The sequence below is a fragment of the Pseudoalteromonas sp. SG45-3 genome (assembly GCF_014164075.1).
Taxonomy (GTDB): Bacteria; Pseudomonadota; Gammaproteobacteria; order Enterobacterales; family Alteromonadaceae; genus Pseudoalteromonas; species Pseudoalteromonas distincta.
Map to the genome: position 1 here is coordinate 245,826 of NZ_JACJEN010000001.1, position 19,283 is coordinate 265,108.

The window sequence follows — 19,283 nt, forward strand, 5'->3', positions numbered from 1 at the left end:
GCGATTATGTGTTGTTGTGTTAATGGCAAGATAATTAACCAGAATTAGATTTAGGGGAAGAGCAGCCGGGTATTTAGTAATTGAGTGGTGTGTAAATTTTATAGGACGCTTGTGTCCAAGTTGTTTTGAGTCAATACAGTAGAAAATTTTCACGCTGTAAAAGTAAACAGTTTTAGTGGCGGTTTTTTGATTAAGTTTATGAATTATAGTAATAAAAAAGAGAGTTTAAGTAGCTAAACTCTCTTTTTTGAAGTGGTATGAAATAGGGTTAAGTGTAATTAATTATTTACATTTTTGGCGCGTTCACCAAAAAACTTGCTACGCTGTTGTAACCACAAGTTTGGTTTTATTTCAGGCGCAGCTTGGTAATGGCGTTCAATGGTTTGATTAAGTACGCGTGTTGCTTGCTCGTAAGTGAGTTTTTGCTGCGCATTACCTAAGCTTTTTATTTCGTCGCGGCTCATTGCACGGCCGGCATAAAGCATGGCATTTAAGTAGCCTGGCTCGGTTTCAAAGTTGTCATCATTAAACAGCAGCACTGCGTCTTTGAGTGCCCAGCGGTTGTTTATTTCTCCATCTTCCTTTACACCCACTAGTTCGCCATCTATGTACACTTCAAATACGCCATTGGTAGGTGCAGTATAAAATACTAAAGCGACACGATGCCAAGAGTCGGATTGTGTATTGCCAAAATAGCCGCTGTCGCTGGTTGATTTACCATAACCACCACTTGGGTCAATAAATATGTCGGCATCGTCGGTTAAGTAGTTAACGGTATCCGCTTGAACAACCGCACGGTAAATATCTTGGCCTTCTGCTGGCCAGTATAAATCCATTACAAGTGTGTAGTCTGAAACCATGCCATCAGCGGCATAATCGCCGTTAGCGGCTGTGTTTAAGTTAATATGTAGGCCTTCGGTTGGTGCATGCCTTGAAAATGCCATTACACCTGACGGCCCATCACTCAAATCACTAATGCCCAGTTCGGCAGTAGTTTTATATTGAGTTTCTTCTGGGCCCCAGTCTTTTTCTTCAGGATCGAAGTAACTGAGTACTGAAGGTCCAAAATCTGCTGTAAGTGGGCTTGCTGTATTATCAAAATTCCATACCGTTATGTTTTCTTCGTTTGTACATGAAAACAGTTGATTGTTGGTATCTAGGTATAAGCACTGGCTTGTTCTAAATCGGGCGTACTGATCTAGTAACCACCATGCTTCGGCAATGGGTTCTACGTTTGAAAATGTGACACCATTAAAAAATAATTCAGGGTTAAGCGCTGCGCCTTTAAATAAAGCGACATCATAATTGCTGGTTGCTTGAATGTTTTCGGGTGTGAGTAAAAACCAGTCAGGTTGGCTTGCATACATAGATGTTAAGTCTGTACCTGTTACTGTTACTTTATATATTGCGTTAAAACCGGGTGTATTTGAAGGCTGTCTTTCTACGTAAAATGCTTCGTGAAAATCTTCTTGTGTGAGCGTGCCGGGTGTCCAACGCTTTTGAACCAGTTCGGGGTTTAAAAGTGCAGCTGTGATTGAACTTTCGTGTTGCGCGGCTAATGCTGTTATTTCAGCTAACTCAATTGCACTAGGGTAGTTTTCTGAAATAGCTATTTCGGTTTGTGCATCAGGCGCGTAACGGCCCATAATTTCATCTATGGCTTGCTTTGTCGGTTCATCACGTTCAGTGATGGTTTCAGTGGCAATCGTTTGATAGTTCACAACAGGTGATGTTTTATCAGCTAAATTAAACTCAAGTGTTAAGTCGGTTATCCCTTTTGCATAAAAGTCAGGTTGAATAACAATGGCGCCATTTTCTAGTGTATCAAAGCTTTCGCCGCCATGGGTATGGCCCCCTAATACTAAATCAATACCTGCAACGTCAGTTGCCATATCTGTGTCTAGGCCTACTCCTAGATGGCTTAGCATTACCATGTAATCAACATCATCACGGTATTGGTTTACAATGCTTTGTGCGACTTGTTGCCACTCCCAGCTCATTTTAAACTGTTTAATAAAATCAGGGATCGGATCATCTTGAATAGGTTCATCTAGCTCATTCCATGGCACTGAGGTCATGCCAAACACACCAAGTGTAATACATCCTACTTGAACTTTTGCAAATCCTACGCCTTCAAAATCTTGTAGTTGCTCTGCTTCATAACGAGTATTACTAGCAAGTACGATTGCATTCTCGTCTTGGGAATAACTTAGTAATTTTTCAGGGCCCCAAGCATAATCATGATTTCCAACGACTCGTAGGTCAAACTGCATTGCTTTAATAGCTTCTTCTGTCGCGGTACCTTGTGATAATTGCTCAGCAACGGTGCCTTTTTCATAGTCGTCACCACCGTTTGTAAATAAGGTGTGCGGAGTTTGGCTTGCTACTTGGTTGTAGTAGGCTTTGATCCGGCTGAAATATTGCTCTTCATAGCCAAAGCGAGCATGTAAATCTGCAACGTGAACAAACCTTACCGATTGCTCTGTTGCATTAGCGTCGCAAGTTGGGCCGATATTTGCGAAAGCTTCATTGCGCTGCATTTGTATTGCATATGTGCCCAGTGTTGTTACTTGAGCGCTAACAAATCCATCTAAAACTATTGAATTTGTAACAGTATCCCAATTAGCGCCTGATAGTTTTGCGATAAACAGTTGTCCGCCTAATGCATAGTCATCAGGGATTTTTATTGTAATGGTAATAGGTTTTTCAAGAGTAAGCGTGGAGGGCGTAAGCGCATGTAAATCAGAAATTATATTTTGTTGTATATTCGTCTCATCTAATAATGTTTTCTCGTAGGTAAGCTCTACATCACTAGAAATAGCACTGGAAGGTGCATTAAATATAAAATTGCCTTCGTCTAATGTAGCCTCTAAACCATTAGCGCTTGATAGTGTTAATTTGCTAGGTTCAGGCTCAACAGGATCGTTTGGATTAACCGTCACTTCATCACCGCTACCACAGGCAGTTAGAATAAAGCTAAGAAATATAAATATAATAACACGTGATATCGTTAACGATTGCATCTACGGATGTCCCTGAGTCTATTCAATAACCAATCAGGATATAATATCAGTTAACGGGGGAAGGGCAAAGTTGAATAAAAAATTCCCCCATAGAAGCTATGGAGGAATTGTCTTAGGTTATATTGCTACATTTGAAATAAACAATAATTAAGAGACTTTCTCTTCTAAACCTTGTTTTTCCCATACTTTAGCTTTAAAAGTCATTAGTACTAAAACAACACCAACACCAATGCTAAATAATGCAATTTGTAAGTATAAGTTAGGAATTTCATCAACATTATTCGGATCGAAATTACCAGCAAGTAAACCTGCGATGATGTTACCGATTGAGTAAGTTAATACAAACACACCCATCATTTGGCCAGTGTAACGTTTAGGCGATAACTTACTTACAGCACTTAATGCTACAGGGCTTAAACAAAGCTCACCCACTGTATGTAAAAAGTACGTAGTAACAAGCCAGTAAGGCGCAACTTTTAAGCCTTCAGCTGCGTAATGAGCCGCCATAAACATAACTAAAAAGCCTGATGCCATGATAATTAAGCCGATTGCACATTTAACGCTGTAGCTAGGTGATACTAAGCTTTTAGATAAGTTAATCCAAAGCGCTGCAAAAAATGGCGATAAAGCAATAATAAACAGTGAGTTTAATGATTGAAACCACGTTGTAGGGATTTCAAAAGTACCAATAAGACGGTCAGTATAGTCGCGAGCAAATAAGTTTAATGATGAACCAGCTTGTTCAAAGCCAGACCAAAAACATGCAGATGCAATACATACTAAAAATAGTGCCCACATTCTTTGTTTTTCTGCATCTGTTAAATTACCTGTAAAGTAAATAACTCCAAAATAAACAAAAAAGATAATAGTAAATACAATGGCTGTGTAACCTGCAACTACAGTTGGATTAATAACAATAGCGCCGGTCATTGCAGCCGTAGTAACTGCAGCAGCTGCAATTACAAATGCAGCAATACCGCCCCATGCACGTGAAGTACCTTTAGAGCCTAATGGATTAGCCGGTAAAGCACTGTGCTTTGGTAAGTTATTAAGTGTGAGTTTGTACTGTACTAAACCAATGGCCATACCTACAGCTGCCGCACCAAATGCCCAGTGCCAGCCTACGTTCTCCATAAAGTAACCACATACGTAGTAACCTATTAAAGAACCCATGTTAATACCCATGTAATAAATAGCGTAACCGCCATCACGACGCTCATCAGCATCGCTATATAATTGGCCTACCATTGCACTGATATTTGGTTTTAGTAAACCAGTACCTGTTGCTACAAATATTAAGCCAACGAAGAAAGAATAATCATGTGGAATAGCCAAAATAATATGGCCAATCATAATAATTATGCCGCCATACCAAACTGCTTTTTGACCACCAAACAATCTATCAGCTAGCCACCCACCCGGTAAGCCTAAAAAGTATACTGCGCCTGTGTACAAACCATAGATTGCAGCAGCTGATGCAACAGTAAAGGCAAGGCCTTCTTCTTGTAAGCTTGCTGTCATGAATAATACGAGCATAGCTCGCATACCGTAATAACTCATTCGTTCCCACATTTCAGTGAAGAACAATGTCGAAAGTCCTTTAGGGTGGCCAAACCAACCACTATCTGGAGCTGAACTCATATTTACTTCCTAACTTTAAGAATTGTTGTAATGGCCTTATAATTTTTTGCTTTAGCTATCTTAATATTTAGTCATACTAAAATGCTCGACCATCAGTTTATTATTTGTAGCTAAGATAATGATTTGCTATATGGTAGTAACACCAGAAGGTAAGAGACACACCCTTATCCTAGTTACAATTGAGCACAAGTATACATACACCTCAAGGCGAGGGGAAGTACTGAGCGGTGTATCACCTTATGCTAAGTTAGAACTCAGCATAAGGGATAATAGGTGTACCCGGAAATTCGAGTGTCCCGTAAACAGGATTGAAGTAGTAACGGATATACAGTTGGCCAAAATTAGGTTCGTAAAAGTCAGAACGGTCAATAGCTAAATAACCACCAAAGAACCAATGTGGGGTTATTCTGTATTCAAAGCTGCCTTCTAAGTTGTACGATACGCCCGCACTTGTATCTGAATCAAAGGCCGGATCTACACCGGTTTCAAGTTGACGCGCAAAGGCCTCTGCTTGAAGGTCAGGATCATTAGGGAAAAAGTCGATTGCTTGCGTTTTAGTTTGTGAATACGACACGCCTGTTTTTACGCGGTATACAAAGTCATCACCCCATCGTGCATCGTAGGTTAAAGGAACCGATAACCCAATATAGTTCTGTGGGCTGTAGTAGCCGCCGTGGCCCCAGGTTTCTTCACTTAAATTAAATTTATAGGCCCAATGCAATAAACTTGCACCCACTGTAAATTCGCGGTCTTGATTACTTATCACACGATAATAGGTGCCGCCCATCAAGCGGTAGCGCTGGTTATCTTTTACGTTTTGACCTTTATACAATGTAAAGTCAGCACTAGACCAAAATCCCCAATTGCCGCCTAAATCATGAGAAACATTAGCGGTTAAACCGGTTGAGCGCACACCCCCCCAAATTTTACCTGTATTAACGTCTTCAAGACCTGCATAGGCGAGTACTGAGCTGGTTACTGGTCGTTTTTCTAATTCAAGGCTATAACCAAAGTCACCAAAGTCGTCCGAGTAATTAACACCCCACACAATGTCTTCGATTAAAAAGCCCAGTGGTGTTGTGCCAATATCTACGCGCCAGTTTTCGTTTTGCCAACCAATACCAATATCAACGCCATCTTGCTCAGGACTTACTTCGTCAATACCACAGGTAAATATACACAAAGCGCCTTGACCGTATCGACTGCCAGCAAATTGCTCGTCAAATCGTGTTGTTTGAGCGCTAATACTTGTAGGATCTATTTTTACAAAGCCTTGCCCTTGCCAAAGCGGAAAGTACGCTTCAATAGGGACTAAACCAGCGCCCAATGTAGCCTCACTTTCAGTACTTACTTGTCCGCTAAAATTTACACCAACAGCAATGTAGGCTTGGTTTTTGTTTTGTTGGCTGAGTAGTTCTCGTTTGGCACCGTTTATATACCACTCGTCGTTTTCATTAATGCGCGAAAGTGATGCGTAGAGTTCTTTTTCATTTAGTTGACGATTAGGTGAAAGCGTTTGTGCGTACCACGTTTGTGCTTGCTCTGTTTCATTAAAATTAGCAGCAACTTGCGCGCCTAAATAACGAAGCTCTAAATCATTAGGTGCTTTTTGAATAAGCTGTTCAGCTAAGTAAAGGGCATCACCTGCGTAATTAAAATCGTTTAACGATTCCATAATTTGACGCTGAAAATAACTTTCTTGCGTTGTACTTTGTTCAATGGCGAGCTGTGTGACTTCTTTCGATTGGAAATCATCACCAAGTGCTCTATAGGCTTTGGATATTGCCATTAAAGCTTGAGGTTCAATTAACTGATTATTTTTTAGTTTTTGTTCGTATAAAATAATCGCTGATTGGTTTTGATCAAGTGCTAAGTTTGCATTTATTAGCGCAGTTGTTGTTGCTGATGAACTTGGGTATTTTTGATCAAGCTGATTTAGCTTCGCAATAAGATCACTGCCACTAAAATACTCAGAATAATAGGCATTTTGTAATTGCACAAACTGATCTATTTCACCCTCAGAGGCATTTTCAGGAAGCCGATATTGATTAAACCAATCCGTAGTCTGAGCTTTATTACCCTGTGCTAAAAGCCATTCTCCATACAACATATGCCAATAGGCTGATAATGAGGGGTCTTCAGCTAATGCGTCACGCATGAGTTTTAAAGCGTGGTTTTGTTCTTCTATGCTAAACCAGCTTCGTGCTAGCTCCGCTTTCATTGGTGGCGTTAAATTTTGTGCTTCTAACGCACTTAAGTGATAAATAGCAGCTGCTTTATTTTGAGAATTAATAAAACGTTCGCTTTGTGCTAAAGACTCATTAAGTTGTAACTGTTGTTCAAGAGATACAATGTCAGCATCGCGAGATTTAAATGGAATATACTGAAGCGTAGCAAGCGCACCTTGGTAATCATCTAAAGCGCGCAAAAACAGTGCATGGCTATACCTAAGCTGTGAATTTAGCGGAAATTGCCACAATACATTATTAAACAATGAGCGAGCTTTGTCGGTGAGTCCTTTTTGTTGATATATAAACGCTAAGTCGTAATATAACCAAGGCTCTTCTGGTGTTGCCTGAATAGCCTCTTTTAATATTTTTTCAGCCTCTTCTAACTCACCAGCTTCAGTTAGCTTTGTTGCCTTAGCTCTATACACGCTACTTAATGAGCTTAAATATGACGCTCTTAATATTTCTTTTTGTGAAAATGAAAGTCGATTAAAAAAAGAGGTGAGCGTTTTTTCACTTTGTTCAAGCTTTGCAATTTCAAGTAAGCCAAATACGGCGCCTTCGTTTAAAGGCTCGCTTTTAAGCACCACTTGGTAGGTAAGCGCAGCTTGTGAATATAGCCCTTGGGCAAATTGTAAGGTGCCACGATTTGCCAGTACGGTATTAGGTTCTTCTTCTAATGCGGCGGCTAAATCGAGTTTTAGTTTAGCAACTCTAAATTCACTGCTATCTATAGCGTCTCTTGCTTGGCGAATATACAGCCAAAACTTAGCTGTTTTAGCCATGCTTTTAAGGGTATTTCGCTCTGCAAAGTCGGCAGTGTATTTTTGTGCACGTGTAAAATAATTATAGGCTTTACCATTTTCACCTAGTTGTAGGTAAAGTATGCCTAAGCTGTTCATGATTTCGCCGTCAGTAGGGCGGCCTTTTAATGCTTTTAATAGAAGAGGTTCTGCTGCTTTTAACTTTTCTTGTTCGAGTAGATTATTGCCTTTTAACCAGAGCTGATAAGCCGGGTCGGCTAATAATTTTTGGCGTGCTTTTAATTGCTTTTTAAAGTCTTGATACTGTAACTCTCCCTTATTACTAAACGGGTAAAGTATAAAGTATTGCTGAAATTGCTTGTCAGTATTACTGTTTATTGGCATATTTTTTAATGCAGAGAGCCAAATACCTTCAACTTCATCACTAAAACCCGATGTCGATCCATACTTACTTAAAATACGCATTGCTGCTTTATCGCGTGGGTTACGTCTTAGCAAATGTCTGGCATAAGCAACTTCTATAGTGCCTAGGTTGTCATAGCGTTTTAATAATTGCTTGTAACCATTTTTAACCCCTTGCCATTGAGCGCTGTCTTGTGCATACCAGCCTAAATGCTCAAGCTCAAAGTTTAAAGTAGGATAAACATCATTAAATATTTTATTGTAAATTTGACGTGCTTGTTCATATCTGCCGGCACGAGCAAGCAGCTTTGCTTCTTGAATTACTGCCTTGTCTTTACCTTGAATACGAGACATAACCTTGAGTTTTTTTACGCAAGGTGTTTGTTGTGTTAGTTGGTTATCAAGCTTATTTAATAACAAGTTTGCCTGGTCTGTATTGCCATTCGTAAAGTCGTAATGTGCAAGCGCACATTGCGTTTCTATTCGCGTAGGGGCAATTGCAACCAATTTTTGCAGGCTATCTTCAACAAGTCTTTTGTTTTGTTGTGCTTCACCAATACTAATTTGGTTTAATAACCAATCAACCGATTGTGTATCAATATCATTTATTGTTGCGGCATTTAAATTAGTGCTTAGTGCCAATGTACAAGCTAAGGCCAACCTTAACGACATTCAGTGCTCCAAGTAGGTTGTAGCGTTCCATCAGCCGTTATTTTAAAACGCTTGTTTACAGCACTTTCACCAAATAAATGCAATACACTGTCGTAATAACGTGTTTGCGTAAAAGACTTATCAATCATTAGCTTTTGCTGAATGGCCATTACTAGCTCATCATTACCTTGCTCTGCTAACAAAGGCAACAGGGCAGCGTTAAAGCCCAAAGGTCCTCTTTTTTCAGATTTACCTGATTGAGCGTACGTATTTAAAGGAACATAGCCGCGCTCTTCAATAGTATCCACAAATGGTGCAAACTGAGCAAGAAGCTCTTGTTTGTAGGGTGCATCTTTTGCCATCATACTTGCCCAAAGGTAAACACGAATTGCATTATAACTACCTAAATCTGTATTTTTTCTGTTGTAGTAAAAACCACGGTTTGAATCAAACATAACCCAATCAGGGCTAACGCCTTGCTGTGCGGTATCTAAAATTAGCTTAGCTGATCCTTCGTGCAGTTGGTGCCACGGTGAATGTGGATAAAGCTTTTTAAATTGCTGGTAAATAAATAACGGCGAGTAGCTAGGATTTAGCTTATAGCGCTCATTGTCAAACTCAAAACCGGCAGGTGCGGGGAGTAAAGACAGGCCAAGGCCCGTTATGTAGGCGGTTTCTTCTCTGATTATACGTTGAGCAAGCACTGCGGCTAAAATACTATAGCGGCGTTCATCCCATAAAATTGCCGCTTGCGATAAACTGTAGGCAATCCATAGGTCTGAATCTGACGCAGGGTTTGAATCTAAAATACCCCCTACGCGGTTTTTATCTAGTCCCCATTTCCATGCTGGTAAACGCGTACTTAAATCGCCCTCTGATAAATGCTCTTGGGTCCAATTTAAAACAGAATCAAAAGCGGCTTTATCGTTGGCAATAAGCGCAAAAAATAGTGCATATGATTGGCCTTCAGAGGTTGTGATACTTTGATCACTGCCCAAGTCAATAACGCGGCCGTCTTGGCTTATAAAATGATTTTTAAACACTTGCCACGACTGCCAAGGTTCGCACTGTTCAACTTGTGCGTTGGCATTGAAAGCAAATAGTGCCATCACAGTAAAAAACATATTAACGAGTGATTTCATTATTCGTCTCCTTCAGCTAAACGCTTGTAAGTTAGTGCTTGTAATAATCGCCATAAGATAAATGAGATCAGCAATAGCGTTAAAATAGACAGTAATGCCAAAATAAATGGATGATCAGATAAGTGAAACCACACTAATGTATAGACTGGGATATGGCCTACAAAGTATTGCTCATCTACTTGAATGGTTTTAATACCCTGTGAGTTGATAATGGCTGCACTACCTTTTACTTGAGCTAATTTTTCTGAGTTCATTAGAACATCGTCAAGTATAGTAAATGCATTTTGCGTCGTAGCACTCAACGAGACGATAGAGCGGTCTGAGTCAAACGGTGATTGAAACCCTGTTATAACAGCCATATCGCCACTACTTTTAATACTAACCTCTACTTTATCGGTCGTTTGTTCGTCGTATGCACCATTATAAATTGCTTGTTTAATTGCGCGCTGATTATTGTTAAGCAAAACATTTGTTTGTGCATCTTCATCTAAGTCATTAGCAATACTGTTAGGTTTAGCAATAACGAGTATGTCTTTATCATCTAAATCAGCGTCCTCATTTAAATGAGCAACACTCATTCTGTGGGTTGGGTAGCCGGTGATTGCGCCAAAGTGCCCCGTTAAGTTAAATAAAACGGTTAAAGCATTAGGTGTTGGGTTTTCATCAATAAGTACAAGTGTTTTTTGTAAATCAGCATATTTGGTAAAAGGAAAGCCACTATTAGCAAATACGTTCAGATCTGGTAATGCGATGTAGTGATCAAATTCACTTACGTCAATGCTTGAATCGCCATCAATAACACCAAACTCACCGCCAGGAGGTGCAACAGCACATTCGCCTTTTTTGAGTACGCCAAACCTAAAGTCAAAGTTAAGTTCATTTCTGTTAGCTAAATTAATGCCATTGACAGAAAAGCCTTCTGTACTTTGTGTGGTGTCAGTATTGGCAACTAGTGGCAACAACGCTTGTGTTGTTTGTAATAAATCGTTGTTTTCATCTAGTAAAAAACCACTTATAAATTCTTGGTTTATTAGCATATTTAAACGAGAGTCGATGGCTTCTGATTCTGGCGTGCTACGGTACTGAAGAGTAATAGGTATTCCTCTTTCACGCCACGTGAATAGATCAGGTGCAAAGCGAATGTTTAGTTTTACTGGACCATTATTAAGACCTTGCGCCTGTAGTTGCGTAGGGTAGTCAATAAGCTCGTCAAAATGCACTGGACGATCGCTTCTAAGCCAGCGTGGTGCATCATACGCTTTTCGAAGTGGCAACTGATTTATGGCTTCAATACTTGCGCTTCTTCCAGTCATTACTTTGTGGCCAAATGCAAGGCCAGTCACCGCTGTTTTTAAATCAGCTTCATCACGGCCCAATATCAGTAACATTTTATAATAACGATTAAATGGGTTTGAAATGATTTCAATCGTTGGTTTTTCAACATCTGGGTAATCTTTCAAAAAATCAGGTTTTGAATCATTAGTAATAAAAACCACACTGTGTTGATCAGGCGATTTATTTAACGTTACGGGAAAATTAAATCCACGCCAATCAGCTTGGGCTCCAAACCAACTCGATAGCGTTGCTGCTGCCTCAATAGCTTGGGTATTGGGTGTTTTAGCAAATACAAATGGAAGGTTAAGCTTGTTGTAATCCTTTTCATCAAAAAACGGCTCTGGGAGGTATTCTAAACGGCTATCGATAGCAAGCTGCTTTTGGTCGAGCGTTATGTTGCTTGATTTATTTATTTCTGTCCAAATAGTACGGCTGAAGTAGTCTTGACATCTAAGGTCGTAATAACCAACCAATTCAAAGCGGACTTGGTTGTAATCTTGAATGTATTTAGCGTTAAGATCGAGGCTATGCTGCACTGTGTTCTTTACAATACTAAGTTGTTCGTTAATAGGTAAAACAGTGACTAAATTATCATTAAAGTATACTTTTAAGTGCGAAACATTCGCGATTAATGAAGGCGAGTTAGTATACGAAAAGTTAAGCTTTAAATTGGTGCTCAATTTATCTATTCGGTTTGTAAAGTCAACGCGGGAGTTATTATTTACCCCGTTGAGCCTAAAACCTGTAAAGCCTAACGCTTCAAAATCTAAGCGTAAACTCGACACCTGAGCGCTCTCAGGGTATCCATTAATGAACATTGATTTATTTTGTAATGGCTCAATTGCATGCGCAAAATAAGCGCAACAAATAAGCGACAATGTTAGGGATATATTAAGCAACTTTTTAATCATAATTATTATGCACTATTGGTCTTTTTGGAGTAAATGAGTTTACGTATACAACTAAATTAGTCATAAACTGAATGATAGGTTGAAGCACTCTTGGTGCGTGGAAGAGCAAGTTACTAAACCCTCTGAGGCTTGTTTTTTGCACTTCTTTAAAACTGTAAGATGGGCGGTCATGTCTAAAGTTATTTTGCCAGTCAAGCCACGCATCAGCTCGTGAAAATGTACATTGTATAAACGCGCGCTGTTTTTCAAGAGATAAATCTTTAATGGTTAAGCCAATTTGATTACCCCGAGTATTACAAACATGGGTAGTAAACGAAAATTGCTTATTACCGCGGCTCATTAATAATTCTATTTTATCGTTTACACGACAAGCATGTGCATGGTCGGTTTCTATTCCTACGCCGTTATCGGAGTAATCTGTAATTTTTACTTTTAATGTGTGGCCATTTGCTAAACGAACTCCCGCTGGGAAGTTTGCTTTAATACGGTGTGAATGCCTCACTTGGCGTGCTTCTGCTGCCACGGCAACCGCAGCACCCAAAATGATAATATTATAAAGCGCCCACCCCATACTAATCAGCAGTACACCAACTTGCGTAGGGTCGCCAAAAAACAGGCGTAAAATACCAATTAACATACCTACTAAATTAATGGCGAGTAAAACCAAATATGGCTTAGAAATACCCCAGTCATAATGCTCTTTATCGTTTAAGCCACCTTTTTCGGTAACGTTAAATTTACCTTTGTTTGGATTAAACAAAGCAACTGTTGTTGGCTTTAATATGTACCAAGCAAGCACAGATTCGTAAACTTCGCCCCAAAACGAATAGCGATACTTACCTTGTATTCGTGAGTTAGTTGCTTTTATCTGAATAAGTGTAGGTACAACGTAGATAAAAATAGCTAAAAATGGCGCGTAAATAATGTATGCATTAAAGTATATAAGTGCCAGGGGCGCGGTTAAAAATACAATGCGCGGAATACCTGATAGAAAATGCAGCATAGCATTTAAGTAACAAAGTCGCTGAGGTATGTTCAAGCCTTTGCCTAACAGCGGGTTATCGAGCCTAAATATTTGCGCCATGCCCCGTGCCCAACGAATTCGCTGGCCAATATGAGCCGATAAACTGTCAGTGGCAAGGCCAGCAGCTTGAGGAATATTTATATAGGCAGTTTTATAACCTGCGCGTTGCATTCGCAGTGCAGTATGAGCATCCTCGGTGACGGTTTCAAAAGCAAAGCCACCTATTTCATCAAGCGCTTCTCTTTTGAGTACCGCACACGAACCACAAAAGAACGTAGCATCCCACATATCGTTTCCGTCTTGAATAAGCCCGTAAAACAACATGTTTTCATTTGGAATTTGACTGTGGTTATTTAAGTTTCTCTCAAATGGATCTGCTGAGAAAAAATGATGTGGTGTTTGTACTAAACACACTTTACTGTCTTTTAAAAACTGTCCCATAGTCATTTGTAAAAATGAACGAGCAGGTACGTGGTCGCAATCAAAAATGGCAATATAATCACCATCTGTGTAGCGCATAGCACTATTCATGTTACCGGCTTTTGCATGGTTATTATCTGGTCTTGTTAAATAACCTGCACCAACTTGTTTAGCAAATTCAGCAAACTCAGGGCGTTTACCATCATCTAAAATATAGACTTTTAGTTTATCTGCTGGCCAATCTATGCTTAAAGCGGCAAGGGTAGTCGGCCTTACAACACTTAAAGGCTCGTTGTAAGTAGGAATGTAAATATCTACCGTTGGCCATAAGTCAGTATTTTTTGGCAACATGACAGGTTTTCTTTCAAGTGGGTTAATAGTTTGAAAAAAACCTAAAATAAGTACCATCCATGCGTATGTTTCTGCTAGTAACAAGCCTGCACCTAATGTAAGTGCTAAAGGGTCATCCCAGTTAAGTGTTTCAGTGTATCGCCACCACAAGTATCGAGAAGATGTAGTGACAGATAAGGTGATCATTACAATCGTGGCCATATGGCCTTTTACGCGTTTGAGCGCGTAAGCAACCAGTAAAATAAAGCTAATAAACACCGCTTGCGCTTCAAGGCTAAAGGGAATAGTAACAAATATGGCAAGCAAGAATAATATCAGTGCAACAACGATGTATTTAATAAGTTTGTTCTGCCAAATACGAGCGTCGGCCATTGTTTTAAAAGCACTTTTTTTAGGCTTGTTGTTTTTGGAAAAAAGGCGCCTTATTAATCGGCCTAATTTAAGGTCGTACCAACGAAGTTGCCTTAGGCTGTAACTGACTCCATCATAAAAATAATTTACAGCATGCTTTTTTATAGACACTGATTTTCTTTTGGGTTTATGAACAGCAAAAAGCAAAAATATGCTCTGAATAACAAAGCGTATAATATTGGAATAGATATAAGTTCTGTATGGCAATCTTAAATGTGGATAATAGTTATATAACGCTAACTCAAAGTTTTCTTTGTTCTTTTTAATATTCACAAATAATGAACCGAACAAAGTTATGAAGGGCATTAAAAAGGCTTCAATTACATTTACTTTGTGCTGATTAAAGTAACTATGAAATTTAAATAAAATGTAACGCACAAGCTTATCAGTGAATAATATACTCAATAGAATATACAATGTACTGTGTATGGGCCTTTTGTAAAAAAGAGTAAAGCTCATCCTCAGTTCGCCGCCTTGCTTACAAGCCAACCGGCCAGTGTTTCAAAGTCATCGTTCGCTACACTGTATGGTGCGCAATTAAGGGCTACATTACGATTAGCTGTGGCCTCTTTAATAACTTCATCACTGTTGATAAAAAACGGCGCCATAAATGGCAATGTAGATTGCCAAAGAGAAAATAGATCAAATTCTAACACTGAGGCTGCGTTGTAACGATTAACGACAAAAAAGTGTTTCCAGCTTGACTCTACTGACTTAAGGGTTTGTAGGCGCTTGTATATGAGGCTATGACAAATTGCATCGCAAGTGACTAGCTCAATAACAATATCGTTTTCTTCTAACGGGTAGTGAGAAATATTAATGTGTGAAGGGCAGTCGAATAATATCCAAGCAGATTCTTTATAGTCCAGTTTTTTGCAATTGTTAATTGTGGCTATAATTTCATCTAGCGTTGCTTCGTTATCGCCATGGGGTAAAAAAAGAACGCCATCGCTGTCTTTACGAAAATGCAATAACGCATCGTCAAAAGTACTCTCGTTGCTCCAACCTTTTGTGGCTGTCCACTTAAGGCCAAAGTGCAAACCAAGGTCACTTTTAGCATCTAGGTCTATTGCAACCACATCAACATCAGATTTTTTCAAAACGCACGCTAAGTTTGCAACAACTGATGTGCTACCTATGCCGCCTTTGATACCTTTAATAAAAATCCTTTGCAATGGAGTTTACCTTTTTTATTTTTTTTCTTTAGATGTTTTTATTGCGTCATCAATTTCTTTCAATAGCGCATACTTGTTAATTGTTTTTTGATTTTTTTGTGTATTCATAATTTCTATATAGTCGTCACTTTTTCCACCAAAACGGCGAGCTAGGTTTTCTATGTCACTTGATGTGAGTATTTGTGAGCTTTTTGTAGCTAAATTGTTCATCACAACCTTTGTAAGCGTAATATTTATTTTTATTAAAAGTGGACAATATTTGGCTATTATATATAGAATAGCGGGTAAAACTAGTAAAAAAGTATTTTTTTGAGGGCTTTTTAAGTGCATAACTTTAACATAACGGGTTTAGAGCCGGCTGCAAAAGAGTTAAAATCGGCTTCAAGTTATGCTGTTTTAGCGCCTTTAGACAATTTTGTAGTTGAATTTGCTTTACATGCAATTAACCAAAATTGCGCAAACGATATTTACATTGTTTCTCAAGACGTTGAATCTTTTTTTGAGTCGTCATTTTCTGCAGCAATTAATACTGCGTACAAACGTAGTAAAGTTCATCCATTTTCTCTCTCATCTGAGACACAGCATTACTCAATAGAGCGAATAAACAAAGGTATAATTAAAGAGATAGGCGCGTATAAAAAATTAAAAAATGCGCTAGTGTTTATTCACTTCAATACAGAGCTACTTAGTGCAGCAACCGAAGCTAGCACAAAAGCAATAATGAACGATTACAGTGAGTTTGCAAAAAAAACAGGGGTTACCTTATTATTTTTGTTATCTGGTCCAGAAGTAACACACTATCGATTTTTAATAAGGCAGCTTAATAAATCTTTTGATGGATTAATTTTTGTAGATAATGATTCCGCTACCCGCGTTTTAGAGTACGATTATTGGCATCACACTACGGGTGTATTTGCTGATATGCAGTTTCAACTTTCGCTTGAAGATAATCAGTTTTTGGTACAAGAGGGAACTGTAAACGATCTAAAAGTATTCAATGGCTCGCATTTTCCAGATGAGGACGATGTTTGGTTAGTGCAAAGCGCGGTACCAATCGGTACAAAATTGCCTACGCATTATTATACCGCAAAAGACAATAATGAGCTGTTTGACAAAGGCCCCAAATTAAAAGCGGCAACATTGGTGTTTGCTGTTACGCGTTACACAGATTTAGTACTGCTTGGTAAACAGTGCTTTGAACTCAGAAAAAGCTGCGGTCGTTGGTTGAAATTGGTAGTACAAAATGTTGATGGCGTTATTCGCCATCAAGATGAATGTTTATTTTTAACTTTAGGCGTTAACCTTATTTTGTATAGCTTTTCTGAACCTTCGCGATTATTATCTCAAATTCAATCTATTCAAGGGTTTCAATTTTCTAGACCGTTACCGCCATCTGTCGAGCACGTTCTGAAATATACTGAAAATACGTTTTCTAAAGGCTATTTACCTTTTGATGAATTTACGCGCCAAGTAGAGGTTCATAGTGACTCGGCTGTTAATCTGGGTGTTAGCGGCGTGTTGGTTAAGCTTGAGTTACTACCCCGCATAGAGCCCATTCACCCTTTACACTTGTTTCATATTAAGCGTGAAGGGGATGTATTTAGCCTTGCAGATAACACCGTGTATTTGTACTTGCATGCGTGTAGAGAGAACGACGTAAATAATGCAATTAAGCATTTGTTCAAGCTACAAACGAGTGACTTTTTTGTGCAGCAAAATGTTATTTCAGATCATTTTCATATACAGCAAGAATGTAAGCAATTAAGGCGGCTTTATAGCGGTAAACAGGTTACTGATTATTCTAAACAGTTAACAGAAAATGATAGCTATAAGTTTGAACCCGGTTTGTCAAAAGGGATTACTGAGTCGTTAGACACACCTGAGTTTACAAATGATGCGCGCCCCGATGCTGTGTCATTTGTAATGAGATTAAAGGCTTAACCAATGAGTATTAATCAGCTTTTTATTACCGTTATTTTGGCAATTATAGTCGGTATTGTGCTTTGTATGTCGGCAACTCAAATATTGGCCAGAGTAAAAACATATTATTACAAGCTTACTTTTAAACACGAAGTACTTGAACCTTATACACCGAATAAAAAAAAGAAGGATGAGCAGTGAAATTATCAGGTTTAGGAGCGTGGAATCTTTATTTCTTAGCTAAATTTGCCTTGTTTTATTACGGCGCAATTGATTTTAATGTATTAACCAATGCTGCCCTTGCAGCACTTTTAGCAATCAAATTTAATAAATCGACTTTTGAAAAGTTAAAACATGTACTTGGTGGTATTTTTGCGATTATCATACTTTACCAAGACTCTTGGTTGCCGCCAATAAATAGGCTGACAAAGCAAGCTGGTAATGTTCAAGATTTCAGCTTTGGTTATTTTTTTGAACTTTTAGCACGTGTAATCAGTGTAGATATGCTATTGGCATTATTCGTTATTACCGTGTGTTTTTGGTATACATCTCAGTGGTTACGTTTTACAACAATTACAATTGTTGGGCTGCTTTTGATTGGATGGCAAGGAGAGGGTGAACAACCAGGCACAGTAGTAAATGCCAAATCTACAAATACAACAATTAGAAATGAGCCTACTAATCAAGCACAAGTCATTACTCGCGAAAGCCAAACGCCTGATCAAAAATTGTCAGACTTTTATCAACAACAAAGCCATTTAATTAGCCATTTTCCTTCGCAAGTTAATGGCGAACTGTTCGATGTCATCGTTTTAAATATTTGTTCAATGGCGATTGATGATTTGAACGCTATTGGCGTTAGTGTTGAAGACATGTTTAATGATTTTGATGTGGTGTTTTCAGATTTTAACTCAGCAACATCATACAGTGGGCCTGCAGCTATAAGGCTTTTACGCGCAAGTTGTGGGCAAACAAGCCAAACGGCTTTATTTAGTGATGCACCAGAGCAATGTTATCTATTTAAAAACTTAGAAAAATTAGGGTATCAAAGCAGCGTTGTGATGAACCACGATGGCCACTTCGATGACTTTAAAGGTTTGGTTAATCGCTTTGGTGGCCTAAACGATAAACCACTTAATATTGATTCGCTTCCAGTAGCGCAATACGGTTTTGACGACAGTCCTATTTATTCTGACGGTGCAGTGCTAGATAGTTGGCTTAAAAATGAAGCGCAAGATTGTGAGCCGTGTGCAATGTATTACAACACAACAAGCCTTCACGATGGTAACCAGCTGGCCAATAAAAAACGCATGAACAGCCTTGAAAGTTACCCAATCAGGCACGCTAATTTATTATCTGATATTAATCGTTTTATTCAAAACCTTGAAAAGCGCGGCCGTAATGTCATGTTAATGGTAGTACCCGAACATGGTGCAGCATTAAAAGGTGACAAGGTACAGTTTGCTGGCCTTCGTGAAATACCAAGCCCTACTATTGTATCTGTACCAGCCGCTATAAAATTTATTGGCCCAGACGTTAAAAGTTATTCGCAAATTATGATTAACGAATCGACTAGTTACTTTGCCTTATCTGAAATTGTTGCAAAAACACTTGAGACAAATGTTTTTGGGGGTAATAACAGCATTGCCAATTTAGTTGAAAACTTGCCAAAAGCACCAAAAGTTGCTGAAAATGCCGGCACAATCATGATGTATGTTAATAAACGACCTTACATACAACTTGATGGCGAAGAATGGTCTGCTTACCCTCAAGGTTAAAAGTAATTTAGCTACGCAGCAGGCTAGCTCTGCTGTGTAGCGTGTTTATGTTGTTATTCTTATGTGTTAATTAAAACGCAGACTTGTCCAAAAATGTTTACAATAAG

General features: G+C 38.9%; 11 protein-coding genes. 3 read left to right on the forward strand and 8 right to left on the reverse strand.

What is annotated here, in order from left to right:
* Positions 1-278: 278 nt before the first annotated feature.
* From H5126_RS01080 to bcsR, 8 genes are all read right to left on the reverse strand, one after another.
* Positions 279-3,023, reverse strand: a complete 2,745-nt coding sequence (locus H5126_RS01080; RefSeq protein ID WP_182715396.1) for a metallophosphoesterase — start codon at positions 3,021-3,023, stop codon at positions 279-281.
* A 147-nt stretch (positions 3,024-3,170) separates the two neighbouring features.
* Positions 3,171-4,664, reverse strand: coding sequence for a peptide MFS transporter (locus H5126_RS01085; RefSeq protein WP_024598453.1), 1,494 nt, complete (start codon positions 4,662-4,664; stop codon positions 3,171-3,173).
* A gap of 247 nt (positions 4,665-4,911) precedes the next feature.
* A complete protein-coding gene (locus H5126_RS01090) occupies positions 4,912-8,730 on the reverse strand; it encodes a cellulose synthase subunit BcsC-related outer membrane protein (RefSeq protein ID WP_182720535.1) in 3,819 nt (1,272 codons plus the stop codon).
* Positions 8,721-9,851 (reverse strand): cellulose synthase complex periplasmic endoglucanase BcsZ, encoded by a 1,131-nt coding sequence (bcsZ, locus tag H5126_RS01095; protein WP_182712578.1) that lies wholly within the window; start codon positions 9,849-9,851, stop codon positions 8,721-8,723. Before bcsZ ends, H5126_RS01090 begins: the two co-directional genes overlap by 10 nt.
* A complete protein-coding gene (gene bcsB / locus H5126_RS01100) occupies positions 9,851-12,097 on the reverse strand; it encodes a cellulose biosynthesis cyclic di-GMP-binding regulatory protein BcsB (protein ID WP_182715392.1) in 2,247 nt (748 codons plus the stop codon). Before bcsB ends, bcsZ begins: the two co-directional genes overlap by 1 nt.
* Positions 12,090-14,762, reverse strand: a complete 2,673-nt coding sequence (gene bcsA, locus H5126_RS01105) for a UDP-forming cellulose synthase catalytic subunit (protein WP_182715391.1) — start codon at positions 14,760-14,762, stop codon at positions 12,090-12,092. Before bcsA ends, bcsB begins: the two co-directional genes overlap by 8 nt.
* A 2-nt stretch (positions 14,763-14,764) precedes the next feature.
* Positions 14,765-15,478: a cellulose biosynthesis protein BcsQ gene (gene bcsQ, locus H5126_RS01110; protein ID WP_182693947.1), complete on the reverse strand. Its 714-nt coding sequence runs from the start codon at positions 15,476-15,478 to the stop codon at positions 14,765-14,767.
* 15 nt (positions 15,479-15,493) lie between these two features.
* Entirely contained in the window at positions 15,494-15,688 is a 195-nt protein-coding gene (gene bcsR, locus H5126_RS01115; RefSeq protein ID WP_058429545.1) for a BcsR/BcsP family cellulose biosynthesis protein, read from the reverse strand.
* A 114-nt stretch (positions 15,689-15,802) separates the two neighbouring features.
* Between bcsR and bcsE the strand changes: the two genes are divergently transcribed.
* Genes bcsE through bcsG form a run of 3 tightly spaced genes read left to right on the forward strand, consistent with a single transcriptional unit; the run spans position 15,803 to position 19,176 of the window.
* Positions 15,803-17,419, forward strand: a complete 1,617-nt coding sequence (gene bcsE, locus H5126_RS01120) for a cellulose biosynthesis protein BcsE (RefSeq protein ID WP_182720534.1) — start codon at positions 15,803-15,805, stop codon at positions 17,417-17,419.
* A 3-nt stretch (positions 17,420-17,422) separates the two neighbouring features.
* Positions 17,423-17,599 carry a hypothetical protein gene (locus H5126_RS01125; protein WP_006791404.1) on the forward strand — a complete coding sequence of 59 codons (177 nt, stop codon included), beginning with the start codon at positions 17,423-17,425 and terminating at the stop codon, positions 17,597-17,599.
* The gene (gene bcsG / locus H5126_RS01130; protein ID WP_182712582.1) at positions 17,596-19,176 is read left to right on the forward strand and encodes a cellulose biosynthesis protein BcsG; all 1,581 of its coding nucleotides are present in this window, start codon (positions 17,596-17,598) and stop codon (positions 19,174-19,176) included. Before H5126_RS01125 ends, bcsG begins: the two co-directional genes overlap by 4 nt.
* The last annotated feature ends 107 nt before the right edge of the window (positions 19,177-19,283 follow it).

What these genes read in the sequence shown, in the direction of transcription:
- H5126_RS01085 (WP_024598453.1), bottom strand. Translation starts at nt 4,664, where the DNA reads ATGAGTTCAGCTCCAGATAGTGGTTGGTTTGGCCACCCTAAAGGACTT.
- H5126_RS01090 (WP_182720535.1), bottom strand. Translation starts at nt 8,730, where the DNA reads ATGTCGTTAAGGTTGGCCTTAGCTTGTACATTGGCACTAAGCACTAAT.
- bcsB (WP_182715392.1), bottom strand. Translation starts at nt 12,097, where the DNA reads ATGATTAAAAAGTTGCTTAATATATCCCTAACATTGTCGCTTATTTGT.
- bcsR (WP_058429545.1), bottom strand. Translation starts at nt 15,688, where the DNA reads ATGAACAATTTAGCTACAAAAAGCTCACAAATACTCACATCAAGTGAC.
- H5126_RS01080 (WP_182715396.1), bottom strand. Translation starts at nt 3,023, where the DNA reads ATGCAATCGTTAACGATATCACGTGTTATTATATTTATATTTCTTAGC.
- H5126_RS01125 (WP_006791404.1), top strand. Translation starts at nt 17,423, where the DNA reads ATGAGTATTAATCAGCTTTTTATTACCGTTATTTTGGCAATTATAGTC.
- bcsZ (WP_182712578.1), bottom strand. Translation starts at nt 9,851, where the DNA reads ATGAAATCACTCGTTAATATGTTTTTTACTGTGATGGCACTATTTGCT.
- bcsA (WP_182715391.1), bottom strand. Translation starts at nt 14,762, where the DNA reads ATGAGCTTTACTCTTTTTTACAAAAGGCCCATACACAGTACATTGTAT.